17 protein-coding genes are annotated in these 18130 nt (G+C 64.4%); 13 read left to right on the top strand and 4 right to left on the bottom strand.

Translation table 11 applies throughout. The annotated features are described in order from the left end of the window. Positions 1-106: 106 nt before the first annotated feature. Positions 107-1006, top strand: a complete 900-nt coding sequence (locus tag BLT26_RS06905) for a mitochondrial fission ELM1 family protein (protein ID WP_175453050.1) — start codon at positions 107-109, stop codon at positions 1004-1006. A 66-nt stretch (positions 1007-1072) separates the two neighbouring features. Beyond that, complete coding sequence (locus BLT26_RS06900) at positions 1073-2164, top strand: glycosyltransferase family 4 protein (RefSeq protein ID WP_091510688.1); 1092 nt, start codon at positions 1073-1075, stop codon at positions 2162-2164. 11 nt (positions 2165-2175) lie between these two features. Here BLT26_RS06900 and BLT26_RS06895 read toward each other — a convergent pair whose 3' ends face one another. The 3 genes from BLT26_RS06895 to BLT26_RS06885 all read right to left on the bottom strand — a co-directional run bounded on the left by BLT26_RS06895 (position 2176) and on the right by BLT26_RS06885 (position 5546). After that, positions 2176-3594 carry a mannose-1-phosphate guanylyltransferase/mannose-6-phosphate isomerase gene (locus BLT26_RS06895; protein WP_091510683.1) on the bottom strand — a complete coding sequence of 473 codons (1419 nt, stop codon included), beginning with the start codon at positions 3592-3594 and terminating at the stop codon, positions 2176-2178. 177 nt (positions 3595-3771) lie between these two features. Then, complete coding sequence (locus BLT26_RS06890) at positions 3772-4434, bottom strand: YrbL family protein (protein ID WP_091510680.1); 663 nt, start codon at positions 4432-4434, stop codon at positions 3772-3774. Then, positions 4431-5546: a glycosyltransferase family 4 protein gene (locus tag BLT26_RS06885; protein WP_091510677.1), complete on the bottom strand. Its 1116-nt coding sequence runs from the start codon at positions 5544-5546 to the stop codon at positions 4431-4433. The genes BLT26_RS06890 and BLT26_RS06885 overlap by 4 nt, the downstream gene beginning before the upstream one ends. Before the next feature lie 271 nt (positions 5547-5817). Between BLT26_RS06885 and BLT26_RS06880 the strand changes: the two genes are divergently transcribed. Beyond that, on the top strand, positions 5818-6729 hold the full coding sequence (locus tag BLT26_RS06880; RefSeq protein ID WP_175453049.1) for a glycosyltransferase family 2 protein: 912 nt from the start codon (positions 5818-5820) through the stop codon (positions 6727-6729). Positions 6730-6843: 114 nt separating this feature from the next. Beyond that, entirely contained in the window at positions 6844-8142 is a 1299-nt protein-coding gene (gene waaA / locus BLT26_RS06875) for a lipid IV(A) 3-deoxy-D-manno-octulosonic acid transferase (RefSeq protein ID WP_091511152.1), read from the top strand. 166 nt (positions 8143-8308) lie between these two features. Here the strand turns inward: waaA and BLT26_RS06870 are convergent, their stop codons facing one another. Continuing rightward, positions 8309-9790, bottom strand: a complete 1482-nt coding sequence (locus BLT26_RS06870; protein WP_091510671.1) for a TolC family outer membrane protein — start codon at positions 9788-9790, stop codon at positions 8309-8311. 367 nt (positions 9791-10157) lie between these two features. On the opposite strand from BLT26_RS06870, the gene BLT26_RS06865 reads away from it, so the two are divergent. From BLT26_RS06865 to BLT26_RS06825, 9 genes are all read left to right on the top strand, one after another. Further along, a complete protein-coding gene (locus BLT26_RS06865) occupies positions 10158-10841 on the top strand; it encodes a paraquat-inducible protein A (RefSeq protein WP_091510668.1) in 684 nt (227 codons plus the stop codon). After that, positions 10838-11524 (top strand): paraquat-inducible protein A, encoded by a 687-nt coding sequence (locus BLT26_RS06860; RefSeq protein ID WP_245720624.1) that lies wholly within the window; start codon positions 10838-10840, stop codon positions 11522-11524. The genes BLT26_RS06865 and BLT26_RS06860 overlap by 4 nt, the downstream gene beginning before the upstream one ends. Continuing rightward, on the top strand, positions 11517-13862 hold the full coding sequence (locus tag BLT26_RS06855; protein WP_091510666.1) for a PqiB family protein: 2346 nt from the start codon (positions 11517-11519) through the stop codon (positions 13860-13862). Before BLT26_RS06860 ends, BLT26_RS06855 begins: the two co-directional genes overlap by 8 nt. A gap of 19 nt (positions 13863-13881) precedes the next feature. Further along, a complete protein-coding gene (locus tag BLT26_RS06850) occupies positions 13882-14436 on the top strand; it encodes a DUF4136 domain-containing protein (protein ID WP_091510663.1) in 555 nt (184 codons plus the stop codon). An 82-nt stretch (positions 14437-14518) separates the two neighbouring features. Next, on the top strand, positions 14519-15058 hold the full coding sequence (locus BLT26_RS06845; protein WP_091510657.1) for a DUF4136 domain-containing protein: 540 nt from the start codon (positions 14519-14521) through the stop codon (positions 15056-15058). A 73-nt stretch (positions 15059-15131) separates the two neighbouring features. After that, positions 15132-15806, top strand: a complete 675-nt coding sequence (locus tag BLT26_RS06840) for an NUDIX domain-containing protein (protein ID WP_091510654.1) — start codon at positions 15132-15134, stop codon at positions 15804-15806. Positions 15807-15893: 87 nt separating this feature from the next. After that, on the top strand, positions 15894-16400 hold the full coding sequence (locus BLT26_RS06835) for a DUF1249 domain-containing protein (RefSeq protein ID WP_091510651.1): 507 nt from the start codon (positions 15894-15896) through the stop codon (positions 16398-16400). A 44-nt stretch (positions 16401-16444) separates the two neighbouring features. Continuing rightward, positions 16445-17275 (top strand): metallophosphoesterase, encoded by an 831-nt coding sequence (locus BLT26_RS06830; RefSeq protein WP_245720623.1) that lies wholly within the window; start codon positions 16445-16447, stop codon positions 17273-17275. 128 nt (positions 17276-17403) lie between these two features. Next, a complete protein-coding gene (locus BLT26_RS06825) occupies positions 17404-18096 on the top strand; it encodes a hypothetical protein (protein WP_091510649.1) in 693 nt (230 codons plus the stop codon). Positions 18097-18130: the final 34 nt, after the last annotated feature.

Below are 18130 nucleotides of genomic sequence, written 5' to 3'. Positions count from 1 at the left end.
GGCTCAAGGGCGGGCGCCCGGGTTCAATCGCGCTGGCCTATCGGTTAGCATAAGCGCCCCGCGCCCGCTGTCGGTGCATTACCTTTCACGAATCGGGGTTCCCCAAGTGCGGCTCACGGTCTGGCGTTTTCTCGATGGCAATCGCGCTCATGAAAAGCAGAGCGCGGCGCTGGTCAGCGGATTGCGCGAATGCGCCGGCGCCGCAGTCGAATGCCACGATATTCCCGCTCCCGGGGGGCTTGCGCTGGTGCGCAGCGGATTGCCCGCGAACCTGCGGGAGCTGCCGCCGCCGGACCTGATTATTGGTGCCGGTCATCGCACTCACCTGGCCCTGCTGCTGGCGCGCCGGCAGTTCGGCGGGCTCACTGTCGTCATCATGCGCCCGTCACTGCCGCTGCGCTGGTTCGATTTCGCCATCATCCCCGAGCACGACCGCCCACCGCCCCTGGCCAACGTGATCCTCAGCCAGGGGGCGCTGACCGAGCCCCTGCCTTGCGGCCGGATACGTCCCGGCCGGGGCCTGATCCTGCTCGGGGGTCCCAGCAAGCACTTTGCCTGGGACGCGGCCGGGGTGCGCTCGGCGGTAAACAGCCTGCTGGAAACGCCCGGCCAATGGGTAGTGTCCGACAGCCGCCGGACCCCGGCAGGTACACTGGAGGGGCTCGATACCGGCGGGGCGGAGCTCTGTCACTGGCGTGACTGTCCGCCGGGATGGCTGGCAGACCAGCTTGCGCAGGCTGAACAGATCTGGGTGACCGGGGACAGTGTCTCGATGCTGTTCGAGGCGCTGCAGAGCGAGGCCCAGGTGGGCGTGATCCAGTTGCCCAGCCGGCGGCCTGCCAACAAGGTCCGCGCGGCGGTCCAGCGCCTGTTGGACCAGGGACTGGTGACGGACCGCCTGGCCGATGCCGCCCGGGCCGGCGTCCGGCCCCCGAGGCCGCCCCTGGGTCAGCAGGTCGCCTGTGCGCGGGCGCTGTTGCGGCGCTGTCCCCGATTGGGCGAATGACGGGCCTGCCCGGCGCGACTGTACCCTTCCTCAGGCCCTTGCAGGCTTAGTTACCCGGAGGTCAAGATGATCCTGATTACGACCCAGTGCTTCCCTCCCCGGCGCGGGGGCATAGAGATGCTGATGGAAGGGCTGGCCGAGAATCTCGTGGAAGCGGGCTACCGGGTCCGGGTGCTCGCGGACCGGGTTGGAGAGGAAGAGGGGCCCCATGGGAAGGGCTACGAACTCAGTCTCTATGGTGGCTGGAAGCTCTGGCGGAGGCGCCGGAAGGCGCGGGCGGTACGCGCCGCGGTGCGCAGGGGTGATGTCGAGGCCGTATTTGCGGATTCGTGGAAGAGCGCGGAGCTTCTTTCCGGCCTCGGGGTACCGCTGGTGGTGCTGGCCCATGGCATGGAGTTTCCCGCCAACCCGGACCGGGCCAAGCGCGCGCGAATCTCCAGGACATTTGCGGCAGCCACAACGGTCGTTGCCAATTCCTCGTACACCGCCGAGCTGGCAAGACCCTACATCGGGGAAGGTACCCGGCTGGTGGTGATCAACCCGCCGATCGGGCCCCAGCCAGAGCCGCAGCCGGCCCGGGTTGCCGCCCTGGAGCAGGTGATCGGTGACCGCGGGCCGGTATTGCTGACCCTGGCACGCCTCGAACCGCGCAAGGGGGTGGACGCGGTCATTCGCGCCCTGCCGGAAATCCGCCAGCGGCACCCGAAGGTGCTGTACATCGTTGCCGGGAAGGGGGACGACAGGGCCCGGCTGGAGCAGCTCGCCAGTGCCTCGGGCGTTGCGGACAGCGTCCACTTTGCCGGCGCCGTGAGCGAACAGGAGAAGGCGGCACTGTTTTCACGCGCAGATTTGTTTGTGATGCCCGCGCGGCGCGAGGGCGATTCCGTGGAGGGGTTCGGTATCGTCTACCGGGAGGCCAACTGGTATGGCGTGCCGGCCCTGGCAGGGCGCGAGGGTGGCGCAGCGGACGCTGTCAGCGACGGCGAGACGGGACTGCTGTGCGATGCCGGTCAGCAGGCGGATGTCACCGCCCATATCCTCTCACTGCTGGATGAGCCCGCCAGGCTGCGGGAGATGGGGGCCAACGCCGAGCGGCTTGCCCGCGGCAGGGGCCAGTGGCGCGCATCCATAGAGCGCTTTCTTGAGGCAGTAAATTAGCTGCCGGGTTTTCAGCTGCGCGAATACCGGTCCGCAAAACGCACGATATCGTCCTCACCGAGATAGGAGCCTGACTGTACTTCAATCAGTTCGAGGGGAATCGTGCCCGGATTTTCCAGGCGGTGCTTCACTCCAAGCGGAATGTAAGTGGACTGGTTTTCGGTCACCAGCAGCTCCTCTTCGCCGCAGGTCACCTTTGCAGTGCCGGAGACAACAACCCAGTGCTCGGCCCGGTGGTGATGCATCTGCAGGCTCAGCTGGGCCCCGGGGTTCACCACAATCCTCTTTACCTGGAACCGGTGCCCCGACTCCAGGGAATCGTAAAATCCCCATGGCCGGTAAACCTTGCGGTGCACCCTGGCTTCGGGGCGGTTGCCCGCACTGAGCTGTTCGACCACCTGCTTCACATCCTGCACGCGGTCCTTGGTGGCCACCATGATCGCGTCATCGCTCTCGACGACAACCACGTCCTCGAGGCCGATCGCCGCCACCAGCTTGCGGTCGCTTTGCACGTAGCAGCCCCGGCTGTCGTAAAGGATTACGTCGCCAATGGCGGTATTCCCCTGTGTGTCCTTGTCGGAGACTTCCCACAGTGCCGACCAGGATCCCACGTCGCTCCAGCCGCAATCCATCGGTACCACCACGGCATCGCGGGTCTTTTCCATTACGGCGTAATCGATGGATTCAGCGGGGCATGCGAGAAAGGCGCCCCTGGCAGGGCGTACGAAATCCGCATCCACTGTCGACCCGGTCATGGCTTCCTCGCAGGAGGCAAGGATGTCCGGTCGGTGCGTCCGGAGTTCCTGCAGGTAGCGGCTGGCGCGAAACAAAAACATGCCGCTGTTCCAGAAGAATTCCCCGCTGGCGACATATTGCTCTGCGGTGTCCAGATCCGGCTTTTCCACGAACTCGTCAACGGCAAACGCCGGCTGGCTGCCCGGGGCCTCTGCCTGCGCCCGCCGGATATAGCCGTAGCCGGTTTCTGGTCCGGTGGGGACAACACCGAAAGTCACCAGCCGGCCCGTTTCCGCCTGGGCTCGCGCCGTAATGACGGCGTCCAGGAAAGCCCTGGCCTCCTTGATGACATGGTCCGCGGCGAGCACCAGTAACAGGGGGTCTTCCTTCCCCGATGCCGTGGCATGCAGTGCCGCGAGAGCCAGTGCGGGGGCGGTATTGCGACCCGCCGGCTCCAGGATTATGCCGCTGTTTGGCTGGCTCGCCGCACGTAATTGCTCGGCCACCATGAAGCGATGGTCTTCACCACAGACCAGCAGTGGTGGCTGGTGCTCGAGGCCGGCGAGCCGGGCACAGGTTTCCTGGAGCATGGTCTGCTCGCCCAACAGGGGAAGGAACTGCTTCGGGTACAGCCGGCGGGAGAGCGGCCACAGGCGGGAGCCGGAACCACCGGCCATTATCACGGGCAAGATCATTTCCTGGCGAGTCCCTGAAAACCAAACGGCGGGGCGCGCCCCCTGGTCCGGGCCGCGCGCTCCCTGAACAAGTAAGTATGGACTTTGCGGGCTGCGGCAGCCACGGGCGGGCCGGGACAGGACTATAAGTCTTGGCTATTGATTGTGTTGGGGCGATAGGCTTTGGGGGTGGGGCGGCTAGCCGTGGCGCTCCGCTTCCTTCCACGACAGGGACTTGTCCGAGACCTCCCAGTGGATCCGCCGCCACATCCGCTCGATACGCCGGCGAATGTAGCGCCTCCTGGACCACCGGAACCACTCCGGAAACGGCAGCAGGGTCGCGCGACCCAGGCCGTCAATAAGTGTCAGCTCAGGTGCGCCCTGCCGCATGGTCACCACGAGATTGTGCGGCAACAGGTTCTTGGTCAGTACACCGGTGTCCCTCAGCCAGCGCGCGAAGCGCTCCAGGGCCGCGGTAATCGGGGTATCCAACCCGTGCTGCTGCAGGTAGTGCTCGAGCGTCGGCGCCGGTTCTCCCTTGTGGTCGAGGATCAGTTGCGAGACGGCACCGGGGCCGGCGCTGGTCTCCTGGATACCGTACCAGCGCGGGAGGTGGTGCCAGACCGGGTTGTCATTACCGGCGCGGCGCAGCGCGCGCTGCCTGTAGCCGGCCAGTTCCCTGAGGTTGTCATCGAAGTGGGCCTCTCCTGCGAGACGCTTGTACCAGGGGGCCCGGCCGCGCAGCTCCTCAATACGCCCGGGGCGCATCACCTTGACGCATTTCTCCGGGTCGTCAGGATGGCGATAGCAGTGGCGATTGCCGCCGCTGGCAAATGGGGTGAGGCCACTGAGGTCGATCACGATACCCCCTGTCGGCGCTCTGCCAGAAGCCTGTCATACAGGGAAATGGTGCGGCTCGCCTGGGTCGCGAGCGTAAAATCGTCCTGCAGGACCGGGCGGGCGCTGCTGTCGAGCAGTTCGAGGGTTTTATCTTTTAGCCCGGGGATACTGCCGCTGGGGACAAGGCCTTCGGGAAAGCAGGCGCGTAGTGACTCAGCGGGGCCGCCGATATTGTAGCCGATGATCGGTGTACCTATGGCCACGGCCTCGATCACGGTACGGCCGAAGGGTTCCGGTCGCTTCGACAGGTTGTATACAAGTGAAGATTCCTTGTACCAGAAGCGGATATCACTGCGCTGGCCGACGAATGAGACCCTGTCCTTAAGCCCCAGCTCCACGGCCCGCTGGCGCAGTTCTTCTTCGTAGTGCTGTTTATTGGGCTCTGCCCCGCCGAGCACGACACCGTGCAGGTCATCCCGATCCAGCTCTGCCATCAGCTCCAGGAAATCCTCCTGGCCCTTCCACCTTGTCAGGCGACCCGGCAGGAGCAGCCAGCGTCTGTCCCGCAGCGCGGGAAATTCCGCCTCCACGGAGTCCCGCCAGCCGTCGGGGGGCTGTACGCCGGGATGGAATTCGCCAGTGTCCACGCCGCGGTAGATCACTTCCGGCGGCCGCTTAAGGTAGCGGGCATAGTTACCTGTGAGGTAATCGCGCACACAGTCGGAGATAGCGATCACCTGTTCGGCACTTGCCATGATGGCGCTGTAGCGGTTGATGGAGTAGAGCCCGTGGGCGGTGCTGACGAGTCGCGGGCGGGTTTCCGGGTCCAGCTTCTTCCATGCGAAATAGGTAAGCCACGCGGGCACGCGAGAGCGCACATGGAGGATATCCGGTTTTTCTGCGCGGATCAGTTCCCGCAGCGGGCGGATCTCCCGCAGGCTCGCCAGCGACTTGCGGTGAATCGGCAGGGTAAGGTGGCGGGAGCCCTCGAGCTCCAGCTGTTGCACCAGGCGTCCGCCGCTGGAGACCACTGCAGATTCATGGCCCGCCGCCACAAGCGCGCGGGCGAGATCGAGGGTTCCTCTCTCGACACCACCGGAGTTCAGCGCTGGCAGCAACTGCATGACTTTCATCGGGGGCCCTTAGTTCCGAGTGAGTTCCGAGTGAGCCGGACGCCGTTGAATGCTGAACCGAGCACAGAGGTTGTTCGATAGCGACGCGGACGTGGCGATGCCTGGCCCCTGTCACTCAACCGGCCCGGGGCCGTGCATGTATGTGACGCCCCGGTGCGGGGAGGGGGGCAAAGCGGGCTATTATAGACATCTCCAGCATTGGGGTATAGGCTGCCAGCTTTCCGCCCGGTGGGCGCTTTCCCTGGGTTTTGGCTGGTGACTGGAGTTTAAGTTGCATCCCCATCTCGATATCTGTATCTGCACTTGCCAGAGGCCCGAGCTGTTGCGCCGCGCACTGTCCAGCCTCGCGGCCGCGCAATTGCCTGATACAGTGAAGGTTTCGGTTACGGTCGTCGACAACGACCCGGCGGAACAGGCGCGGCCCGTGGCTGAGGAGCTGGGAGCGACCTTTCCGGTACCGCTCAAGTACGTCGTAGAGCCGCTGCGGGGTATCCCGTTCGCGCGCAACCGTTGTCTCGACGAGGCACAGGCCAAGGGTGCCAATTACCTCGTGTTTATCGATGATGATGAGTGGGTGGCCGGGGACTGGCTGCAGAAACTCTACGGCTTTTCGCTGGACGCTGGCGACAAGGCCGTGGTGTGCGGGAGTGTGATCAGCCTGCTGCCGGCCTCTGCGCCGGATTACTATTCCATGTTTTTCTCCCGCAAGCGCCGTCGCACCGGGGAGCGACTGCCTTACTGTGCCACCAACAATGTATTGATACCCCTGGCAGAAGTCCGCAGGCTTGGACTGCGATTTGATGAGAGGCGTCCGTTTGCCGGTGGCGAGGATGTGCTGTTCTTCACCGAGGCGACCATGCGCGGGGTATCCATTTTTCACTGCGCGGAAGCGGTAGTCTACGAGGATGTCCCCGAGCACCGTGCCACCATTCGCTGGCTGTCGCGACGCAAGTATTCGGTCGGCATTACCCTGGCGCGCCAGAAAATGTATGGCGGCCGCAGTCGGGCGATGGTGCTGCTATCGGCCACGGTCCAATTGCTCAATGCGGCCCTGGTATGCGCGCTTGGTGTCGCGGTAAGCCGGCATCGAACGCGCGCCTGGTTGCGCGTATGCCGTTCCGCCGGGATGGCGAGCGGGGCGATGGGCGCCGAGTCGCAGTTTTACCGCTCCCCGTCCTCCTGAAGCCGGTGGAGGGAGTGCGCGGGCGGTAGCTGGCAGCGAGTTGGGCGACGTGCGGTTGCCAGCCGGTTAAAATCCGGCATTTCCACCAAGTCAATTCGAGTGTCGGACGTCCGCATGCAGTTCCTCTATACCTGGCTCCTGCGCCTGGCCCTGCCGTTTATCCTGCTGCGCCAGTGGTGGCGGGGCCGAATCCAGCCGGAATATCGCCTGCGCTGGCGCGAGCGCCTCGGGCGGGTGCCAGTACGAGCGAGCCGGGCGCCACTGGTGTGGGTGCACTCAGTCTCTGTAGGTGAGACCCTGGCAGCGGTACCGGTAATCGAGCAGCTGGCAGCCCGCCATCCCGACTGGCAGTGGCTGGTCACAACCACCACCCCGACGGGCTCCGAGCGGGTCGAGTCAGGGTTGCGTCCCATGCTCGACGGCCGCCTGCTGCACTACTACCTGCCCTATGACCTGCCCGAGTACCTGCGCCGGTTCCTCTCTGCGCTGCACCCGCGCCTGCTGGTAATCATGGAAACGGAGCTCTGGCCCAACCTGCTCGCCGCCTGTGAGCGGCGTGATATTCCGGTGCTGCTGGCCAATGCACGCCTCAGCGACAAGTCGGCCAAAGGCTATGCGCGGGTCCCTGGACTCACCCGCAAGATGCTGCGCAGGCTCTCGCGGGTCGTGGCCCAGTATCCCGAAGACGCGCGCCGCTTTGTGTCCCTGGGATTGCCCGAGGAGCGCGTCGTGGCCGTGGGTAATATCAAGTTCGACCTGGAAATCGGTATGGGTATGGCCAGCGAGGCCCAGGCCCTGGCGCACCAGTGGCGGGGACCGCTACCTGGCAAGGGTGCGCGGCCGGTGTGGCTCGCAGCCAGCACCCACGACGGTGAAGAGGCCCTGGTGCTGGACGCCTTTGCCGATTTGCTGGAGACAATTCCCGACCTGCTGCTGGTGCTGGTGCCCCGGCATCCGCAGCGATTCGAGGTGGTGGCGGAGCTGGTGCATGAGCGGGGTTTCACCCTGAAGCGTCGCAGTGAGGGCGGTGCGCCGGCGCCATCGGCCCAGGTCCTGCTCGGCGACAGCATGGGGGAGTTGCTGCGTTTCTATGGCGCCTGCGATGTCGCCTTCGTCGGCGGCAGCCTGGTGCCGGTGGGCGGCCACAATATGATCGAGCCGGCCGCGTGGGGCGTGCCCGTGGTCTGTGGGCCACACCTGCACAACTTTTCCCGGGTGGCTTCGCTGCTGCAGGATGCGCGCGCGCTGCGGGTGGCGGAGAACCCGGCCCAGATGGCGGCCCAGGTGCGCGCCTGGCTGGAAGACAGTGAGGAGCGCCACGCCGCCGGGGCCCGCGGGCGCCAGGTTGCGTCCGAGAATACCGGGGCGTTGCAGAGGCTGGTCAATGAGATTGACGCGCTGGCGGGTCCCTGAGGGGCTGCCAGCGGTCGCCTGGTGGGAGAAATTGCATCGCTTACGGTGCAGCTCTGGTTGTTGGAAATGAAAAAACCTGAGCAGCGGTCAGTGGTTTATGCGAAACGAAAAAGCGGGGCCTGAGCCCCGCTTTTTCGTTTCTTCAGGCCGGCTGCGAGCCTGGCCGTTACTTGGTCGGCTCGGCCGGGGCGGCAGCGGTTGCACCGACCCGCACAACGGGGATGGCCGGGTTCAGCTTCGCTTCCAGCTCCTGCAGGTCAGCGGGGGACAGCAGGCCGGCAACGCGTTTCAGGCGCAGGGTGTTGTCGATGTAGTCATAGATGGCGTTGGCGTAATCGGTCTGGGCCTGGAAAAGGGTCCGCTGGGCCAGGAGCACGTCGACGATATTTCTCGTGCCCACTTCATAACCTGCCTGGTTCGCCTCAAGGGCGCTCTGCGCCGAAATCACGGCCTGCTGGCGCGCCCTTACCCGAGACACGTCAGTCACCAGGTTGCGGTGCAGGGTGCGGGTATTCTGGATGGTGTTGCGCTGGGTCAGGTTGCGCAGGTCTTCCGCCTGGAACGCCAGGCTGCGCGCCTCGCGACGGTTGGCGCTCAAGCGGCCGCCAGTGAAGATCGGCACGTTGAGGGTCACTGCGGTGACGGTGGTTTCACGGGTCGTATCGATGGGCAGGTCGACCGTGGGCTCACCCGGGACAGAGGTGGAGGCTTCGCCGTCCTGGCGGAAGTCCTGGTAGCTCACCGAACCGTAGAGCGTGGGCAGGTGTTCACTCGCAGCGGCCCGCGCGCTGTAGCGGGCGGCGTCCGCATTGAGGCGGGCGGCCTTCAGGGTAAAGTTGTTCGCCAGGGCGAAATCGACCCAGGCGGCCCGATCGGCAGGCTCAGGCGGGACGACGGTAAAACCGTCCTGCAATGGAGCCACCTGGTCGTGCTGGGTGCCGGTCAGGATCGACAGCGCATCGAAATTACTGAGCAGGTTATCCTCGGCAGTCAGCCGGCGGGCGACGGCGTTTTCGTACGCTGCCTCGCTGTCATACACGTCGGTTATTGCGGTCAGGCCCACTTCGAAGCGCTGGCGGGTCTGCTCCAGCTGTTTCGCCAGGGCTTCCTCTTCCGCCTGGGCGGCCTCCAGTACATCGTAGGCGCGCAGTACATCGAAGTAGGTTGTCGCGACCCGCAGCATCATTTCCTGCTGGTTGGCGCTGAATTCTGCCGCCGCCTGCTCACTGGTTTTCTTGCCCTGCTTGTAGCCGAACCAGGCAGTGGCGTCGAACAGGGCCTGGTCGAGGCGTGCAGAGTAAACCCGGTCGTCCACATCCGTATCCCGGCTGTTGGGCGTGGGAATCACCACTTCAGGGGTAAAGGTGTAGTCAAACTGGGTGGAGGTGGAACTGGTGCTGCTGGCTTCGGCGCTGCCGTTTATCTGCGGGAGCAGGGCCGAGCGGCCCCGGTTCTTGGCCTCGAGCCCGGCGTGATACGCCGCCCGGTCTGCAGCCAGCTGCGGGTCGTTGTCCAGCGCGAGCTGGTAGATTTCCCACAGGGTGGATGCCTGTGCCTGCATAGAGCCCAGGCCGATCACTGCTGCGGCGAGCATGGTTTTCAGCGGGCGCAGGGCGCGGCCTCGCTTGGCGAATTCTTTTGCTTTCATCTGTCTCAACTTCCTGTGGCGGGTCTCAAAGCTGCAAATGCACTGCCAGTCTCCCCCCTGGCGGGATGCGAGCGCGATCTCAATCCGGCGGGCGGGGCCCCTTGAGCAGGTCTTGCCCCGTCTCTATGCGTACGCCCGGTCATTTCAGTCGCGAGAGTGTACCCGCGCGCGCCTGGAGCGTCGAGGCGACGCTGGCAGCATTTTGGTATATCTTCGTTAAACCGACGCGAATGTGCGGTCACTGGTGCAGTGGCCAGTGGCAACTGGCAAGCGATGACCGGAACAGGCGCGGTTTCTCTTTAGACGCAGGCGATGGCTTTTCGGATGCAGACGGCAATCAACAGAATCGCGCAGGGAGATTGGCCGGATGGCGGCGTCCGTTGAGCGGCGCTGGTCGCGGCGGCAGCGGGCCTGCCACGAATGCGACCTGCTGCTGGGTGACGCGGTGGCTCCCCCGGGCAAAAAACTGGAATGCCCGCGTTGCGATGCCGTGCTGCATCGCAACCCCCGCGGCAGTGCCGCCCACACCGCGGCCCTGAGCCTTACCGGCCTGCTGCTTTTCTTCCCGGTCCTGTCACTGCCCCTGCTCAGCTTCTCGATTCTTGCATTCGGTGCGGAGAACACCCTGCTGAACGGGGTGATCGCGCTGTTTGGCGAAGGCTATATATGGATGGCCGGACTGGTGCTGTTCTGCAGCGTGATTGCACCGCTGGGCAAATTCCTGCTGCTGGGGTTCATCTCGCTGGGCTGTCACTGGCGGCTGCTCGATCGCCCGGTTACCTGGGCCGTGCGCTGGTACGAGCACCTGAAAGAGTGGGGCATGCTGGACGTATACATGCTCGGCTTGCTCGTCGCTCTGATCAAAATGAGCGACCTTGGGAAAATGGAGGTGGAACCGGGTCTCTATTGTTTTGTGGCCATGATGCTGGTGTCTAACCTGACGACCCTGAGTTACGACCAGCAGGCAATCTGGTCCCGGCTGGAAGAGCGGCGGCGCCGGGACGCGGGGGGCCGGGAACCGGCTGCCCGGCGGGGGGAGCCGCGACCGTGACCCCACACCCGAAGGCGCGTGAGGGCGGCCGCACATGCTGCCTGAATTGTCACTGGCTGGTTACGCTGCCGAGGGGTGGCGGCGGCTGCCGCTGTGATCGTTGCGGTGGCATGGTGCACCAGCGGATCGACGGCAGCGTGATGTTGACCTGGGCGATGACCATTACTGGCGCCCTTTTGCTGGTGCCGGCCAATATCCTGCCGATCATGACCGTGATTTACCTGGGCAGCGGCGAGCCCAGCACGATCATCGGTGGCGTGATGCAGCTTTATAGTGTCGGCCTGTGGGGCATTGCCCTGATAGTGTTTATTGCGAGTATCGCCGTGCCTGTGATGAAACTGGTGGGCCTTGTGCTGCTCCTGCTGCAGGTCCAGGGCCGCCTGCCCATCGAGCCTTCGCAGTCGATGAAGATGTATCGTATCGTGGCGGCCATAGGTCGCTGGTCGCTGCTCGACCTGTTCATGATCTCCATCCTGGTCGCGCTGGTGGATATGGGTACCATTGCCAGCGTGGCTGCCGGACCGGGCAGTACCGCGTTTGCGTCGGTGGTAGTGATTACTATGGTGGCGGTGCGCTGCTTTGACCCCCGCTTGATCTGGGACACTTATGATGAGCAGCGTTTCGAGAGGAGTGAACCTACGATAACGGAACCATTGGGAAAAGGAGCGAACGGGGATGCCTGAGGAGTTCCCCAGACAAGAGCAACCCGTGGTGAAGCGCAGTCACGGGCTGCCGCTGATCTGGCTGCTGCCGCTGGTGGCGGCGATGATCGCGGTGTGGCTGGTCTACAAGGATTTTACCTCGGGCGATATACGTGCGGAGATCCTGTTCCTCTCGGGCGAAGGGCTGGTAAAGGGCAAGACGGTCGTCAAGTACTCCGGAGTGGATATCGGTGTGGTACAGGACTTCGAACTGGTGCCCAATGCTCCGGAACTTGATGGCGCCGACGGCGTACGCGCCCAGGTAGATTTCAATCGCAGTGCAGAGTACCTGCTGGTGCAGGGCACCAAGTTCTGGTTGGTAAAGCCGGAGTTCACCATCACCGGGATTCGCGGCCTCGAGACCCTCGTGTCGGGCAACTATATCGGCATGGAACCCGGCAGCGGGGCACGGAAGCGCGAGTTTGTGGCCCTGCAGCGCGCGCCGGCGAGTGTGCGTGGAGAGGGTTTGCGGGTGGTGCTGAAGGCGCCGCGCCTGGGTTCCCTCAATCGTGGCTCACCGGTTTATTACCGGCAGTTGCGCGTGGGCCAGGTGGAAGACTACCGTCTCTCCGCAGATGACGCACAGGTGGAGGTCGACGTGTTCATCCGCCAGGAATACGCCCACCTGGTACACCGGGGCAGCCGTTTCTGGAACAGTTCCGGGCTGTCCGTGGAGGGAGGGATCAGTGGCGTTACCGTCAACATGGAATCTCTCGCGGCCCTGGTGGCCGGAGGCGTCAGTTTCCATACGCCGGAAGCCCAGCGCCACTCGCCGCTCGCGGTCAACGGTAGTGAGTTCAAACTTTACCGCAGTTTTTCCGCGGCGGACGCGGGCATTGAGGTGGTGCTGAATTTCGACCGTGGGGTAAATGTCACGCCCGGCAGTACTAATGTGGTTTACCAGGGCATCAAGGTGGGGGAGGTCAGTGAGGTCAAGGCGAGCCGCAACATAAAGGGCATGGAAGTGCGCGTGCTGATGGATCCCATTACCGATGACCTCCTGAGCGAAAACACCCGCTTCTGGATGGCGCCGCCAACCCTGGATATCTCCTCGGGCCTCGGCGACCTGCTGTCAGGCAACCGGCTCGAGGTGGACCTGCAGCGCGGCCAGCGTTCCCTGCGCACGTTTGCGGCACGAGCCTCACCGCCGCCGCGGGATCCGCGGGTGCCCGGCCTGCACTTGCGGCTCACGGCACGATCGCCGGGTTCGCTGCAGCGTGGTGCCAGCGTCTACTATCGCCGAATCGAGGTGGGCAAGGTACAGGGCATGGAGCTCAATGCCGAAGGTGACGGGGTGGAGGTTTACATCGTTATCGAGCCGCGCTACGCGCACCTGGTGAACCACCGCTCCCGCTTCTGGAATGTCAGTGGCATTCGCGCCAAGGCCAGTCTCAGCGGGGTTGAGGTAGAGGCCGACTCCCTGCTGTCGCTGTTGCGTGGCGGGATTGCATTCGGCAGTGACCCGCGCGCCAGGGATGAAAAGGGCCCGGTCGAGAGCGGTGACCGCTTCCGTCTCTATTCAAGTCGGGAGGCCGCCCTCGAGGCAGGGGTGCGTATCCGCATCGCCCTGCCCAGTGCCGAAGGACTGCGAGAGGGCGCCCCGCTGCGCTACAAGGGCGTGCAGGTGGGCGAGATCGTCCGGCTGCGGCTGGGAGAGCATCCCGCGGAAGTCATCGCCCACGCCACGCTCTATCGCCGGGCCGAGTACTTCGCCCGTGCCGGCACCCGGATGTGGGTGGTTGCGCCGGAGATCGGCATCGAAGAGGTGGCCAACCTCGAGACCCTGGTCACGGGGCGCTACCTGGCCCTGGAGCCCGGAGAGGGGGATGTGCAGACGGAGTTCGTCGCCCTGGCCGCCCCCCCGGAACCGGGACTGGCGGATATCATGATGCGCCCCGGGCTCGCGATCATCCTGGATGCGCCACGGCGCGGTTCGCTGGTGCCTGGCAGCCCGGTGTATTACCGCCAGGTGCAGGTGGGGGAAGTTACCGGCTTTGCGCTCGGGGAACTGGCGGACCGCGTATACATCTACGTATATATCGAGCCTCCGTACCAGACCCTGGTGCGTGAACACACGGTGTTCTGGAACGCCAGTGGTGTCGACGTCAATTTCGGCCTGCAGACCGGGCTCAACGTCCATACGGAGTCTGCCCAGGCCCTGCTGGCCGGGGGAGTGGCCTTCGCAACGCCGGAAGCCGGGGAGATGGGCATGGAGGTCATGTCCGGCAGCCACTTCCCGCTGTATCCTGAGCCGAAACCAGAATGGTTGCTCTGGCGTCCCAAGATTGACCTGCACGATCCGGTATTGCTGGAAAAATAGACTGAAGTAAGGATTCACTATGCGAAAGATAATGTTAGGGTTTGTATTCCTCGCGCTGGTAGCGGGCTGCCAGGCTCCCCTGGTGGAGAGGGTCCAGCCCGCGGAGGCGCCGGTTTCGTTTTCCACCTATGCTTGGGGCATGGCTGCGCTGGGTGAGGTCGACGATGCCTCGGCACAGCTGGTCGAAATGGACAACGAGTTGCGGCAGATAGTCGACGGGTATCTGCGCAATCGTGGCTACCGGCAAGTGGACGAGCCCGAGAGTGCCGACATGGTGGTGAGCTACCAGGTTGCGGTGGTCGAGGGCGAGATCACCACCGAGCAGACCAACCCCGGTTGGGACGCACAGTTTGACAGCAACGCGCCCCGCGGCGCGGTGGAACTGCCCACCGATACCGGTGCGCCGCGCCTGATCCTGACCCTGGAGATCGGCCGCAGCCAGGGCGCCGCTATCTGGGGGGGGACCTCCACTGAGGTGCTGGGTCAACCCGAAGACGCGCCCGAACGCCAGCAACTGCTGGCAAACATGGTCAGGCAGTTGCTGAGCGACCTGCCCCCGGCCGCCGGTTACTGATTACTCCCCGCAAGGAGCGGGGCAATATCCGGCACGGAAGCCCGATCTGCCAGAGTAGAGCTGCAGAATACGGAGAAAAACCATGGCCAGATTTCGGGCGCCGGTGCTGGCGCTGTTTCTCTTTTTGTTACTGGGCGGCTGTGCCACCGCGCCGCCCGTGGCGCTCGACTATGATCCGCAGGCGGATTTCAGTGGCCTGCGCACCTATCATCTCCTCGACCCACTGGCCACCGGCCCGGTCTCGCCGCTGGAGCTGAAGCGGGCCCGCCAGGCGGTGGAGGGCATCCTCAGCAACCGCTACCGTTCCGTGGAACACCCGGAAGACGCGGACTTCCTGGTGCAGGTGCAGATGCAGTCGGTTGAGAAGGTGGCGGTTTACGAGGACCGGTTTGGCCTGTACGGGGGTTATCGCTACTGGGGGTTCGGCTGGCGCGCCCCGGTGGAGGTGCGGGAATACCGCCAGGACATCCTGGTGGTCGATGTCCTGTCGCCGGAAAATTCGCCCCTGTGGCGCGCCAGCATGCCCTCCAGGGCGGGTCGTTACCGGGACCCGGCCCAGCGCCACCAGCGGTTGCGGGAAGAGGCCGCACTGCTGTTGAACCGCTTTCCTCCAGCCTATTGATAATAGCGGCCGCGGTCGGTGATAGCCGCGGCCTCGCATCCCGAACCAAACCCCAGCTGCCTTGAGCCCTGCCATGCCCGAATACAATGAACAGACCAGGGAAACTGAGCTGAAGCCTTCTTTCTCCCGCGACGCGGTGGAAGTGGTGGAGCGTACAACCGTCTTTGACGGCTTCTTCAAAATGATGCGCCTGCGCCTGCGCCACCGGTTATTTCGCGGCGGCTGGAGCGGCCTGTTCGAGCGCGAACTGTTCGTGCGGGACAACGCGGTGGGGGTGCTCCTGTTCGATCCCCGGCGTGAGCTGGTGGGGTTGATAGAGCAGTTCCGCGTAGGCGCGCTGCAGCGCCCCGGCGGCCCCTGGTGCCTGGAAGTGGTCGCGGGCATGGTAGAGGAGGGCGAGAGCCTCGAGGAGGTGGCGCGCCGGGAAGTGGAGGAGGAGTCGGGGCTGGATGTGGGCGAGTTGGAATTCATCCACAGCTACATGCCGAGTCCGGGCGGCAGCTCGGAGCGCCTGCATCTCTACTGCGCCCTGGCGGACCTGGACAATGCCGGGGGTATCTTCGGGTTACCGGAGGAAAACGAGGATATCCGCCTGCGGGTCATTCCGCTGGACAGGCTGCTGCCGGCACTGTCCGGCTCCGCCCCGGAGGCCGTTGCCGTGGACAATGCGGCCACACTGATATGCCTGCAGTGGCTGCAGCTCAACCGGGCCCGGCTGACTGGCAGGCCGGGTACTGAACGTGGTTAACGGGTCATCGTATAAAACATGCATTTGACGGCCAGCGACGGAAACTGAGATGCAATTCACGGCGACAATAGAATTGGAGTGTCGATAATGGCGGTTCAGACAAAGGCCCGGGCGGCCGGGGACTTGCGGTTAAAAAATCGCAAGCGGCCTTCCTACCGGGTCGATTTGCCGGCGTATCATGCCGACTGTGACGCTAACTACCTGCGCCTGTGCAAGTTGTTGCCCCAGTTGGCCGAGCGCCAGCAATGGCGGTACCGCGTGCCCCACGGCTCCCTGGAACTGGAGGTGGTGGAGCGCTCGCGTTACACCACCGAAGTAAACCTGAGCGCATTGTCTGCCGATGATCAGCGCTGGCTCGCGCTCCCGTGCATTACGGTACGCTTGTACCATGACGCGCAGATGGCCGAGGTGGTGGCAGTGGACGGCAAGGGACCGCTGGGTGAGAAGGCGCCGGGGGTGCAGCATGCCGGGGCGCGTATGCAGGGCGCCGATGAGCGGCAGCAGGCCAACCGCTTTCTCGGCGAGTGGCTGGGGCATTGCCTTGCGAATGGCCGGGTGGAATTTGAACTGGTATTAGACGGTCGACAGCTCTGACGCCGCTGTCGGCGCTCACATGGATGTGGTGACAGGGTGAACAAGTGATTGCAAGCGACGGAACCAGGCAGAAAGAATTGAGCACTACCCGGCACCGGCTGGTGCAGCTTACAGATCCCCATATCGGTGGGCGGCCGGACTATCAGCTACTCGGACTTGATACCGGCAGGACCCTCGACGATGTGTTGCGGGCCATTGAGCGCGAGCAGCCCCAAACCGAGCTGCTGCTGGCCACCGGTGATATCAGTGCTAACGGCGCCGAGGCCGCCTATGAACGCTTTGTGCGCAAGATGCGTGGAGTCTCTCTCTCGGCCCCGTGGTTCTGGTTGCCGGGCAATCACGACCGTTCCGAGCGGATGCGGGAGGTGGCGCCGGCCAACTGTGCCGAGCTGATCGAGCTGGGCGCCTGGCGCCTGTTGCTTCTGGATACCAGTGTCGAGGGACAGATCTGCGGCGGCCTCACCGAGGCGCAGCTCGAGCGTTTCGCTACCTTGCTGCGGGAGTGCCGCGGCCAGCCGGTGATGGTGCTGATGCACCACCAGCCGGTTCCGGTAGGCAGCAACTGGATTGATGGACACATGCTGAAAGAGGGCGCGGCACAGCTGCTGGAGCTTGTGGTGGCCGCCGGCAATGTGAAGGCCCTGGTATGGGGGCATGTGCACCAGCAGTTTGACGGCGAGCTGGAGGGTATCGGGCTGCACGCGACGCCATCCACTTCGGTCCAGTTCACGCCGGGCAGTGGCCCTTTCTCGGTGGACGACAAACTGCCCGGTTATCGCTGGTTCGATCTCTGTGACGACGGTTCCTACAGGACCGGGGTCGAGCGTGTGCAGGTCTCCGAGTACAACGTCGACCTTTCCTCCGCCGGATACTGAAACTAGCGGATTGCCGGCGGAATACCCCCTTTCTGGACGGTCGACCCCGATCGTCACTCCGCGGGCGGTGCACGGCTGCCCGCCACCTTATAATACCGACTGCATTCAAGGCTGCAGCAAGGTGAGCAATGGTATCTCTACGCAAGGTATCTCTACACAAGATAGTGCCGGTGCTGGGAGCTTCCGTCCTCACAGTGGCCTGTGCACAGCCGCTGCCGTCGCGCCCGCACTTGGACGGGCCGGAGACTGCGGTTGCCAGGGAGGGGCTCCAGTCACGCTCCGCTAACCTCGACCAGGTCGCTGCGGCGTTTGCCTTCGACCTGAGTAACGCGAGTGTGTATGTGGCGCCGATACAGGTCCAGTACCGGGAGCGCTCGCGCGACGTTCGGGAGCGACTGCACGCGCGTGACTTCGAGTTCGATGCGCGCGAGCGGGAGCGACTGCAGCGATTGATGGAGGGGGCGTTCGCTGAGCGCTTCCTGCAGCCGCGCAACAGCCGGCTCGCGACCAGTCCCGCCGAGGCGGACTACCGCCTGCAGCTGCGTCTCGAGGACTTTGCGCTGAGTGCCCCGCTGGAGCCTCCCACGTGGACGCAAAGGACCCTTACCGAACAGAGCGCGTACGGGGTGCTTGCGGGCGAACTGTATGACCGGGACGGGAAACTGGTAATGCAGTTCCGCGACCGGCGGGATATCGGCGAGAACCCCGGCTCCCTCACCGCGGGGGGGCAGCTGCAACAGTTCAGCGGCCCCGTTTTCTGGGGCGATATGCGGGCCGATATGCGCCGGGCATTCTCATCCCTCGATCGTGCGCTGCGATAGGCCTCAGGGAACCTGCGGGGACGGGCTACTCGCT

The sequence above is a fragment of the Microbulbifer yueqingensis genome, assembly GCF_900100355.1.
Taxonomy (GTDB): Bacteria; Pseudomonadota; Gammaproteobacteria; order Pseudomonadales; family Cellvibrionaceae; genus Microbulbifer; species Microbulbifer yueqingensis.
The sequence above is the reverse complement of the archived record's forward strand: the minus strand, read 5'-3'. Positions and strand labels throughout refer to the sequence as shown.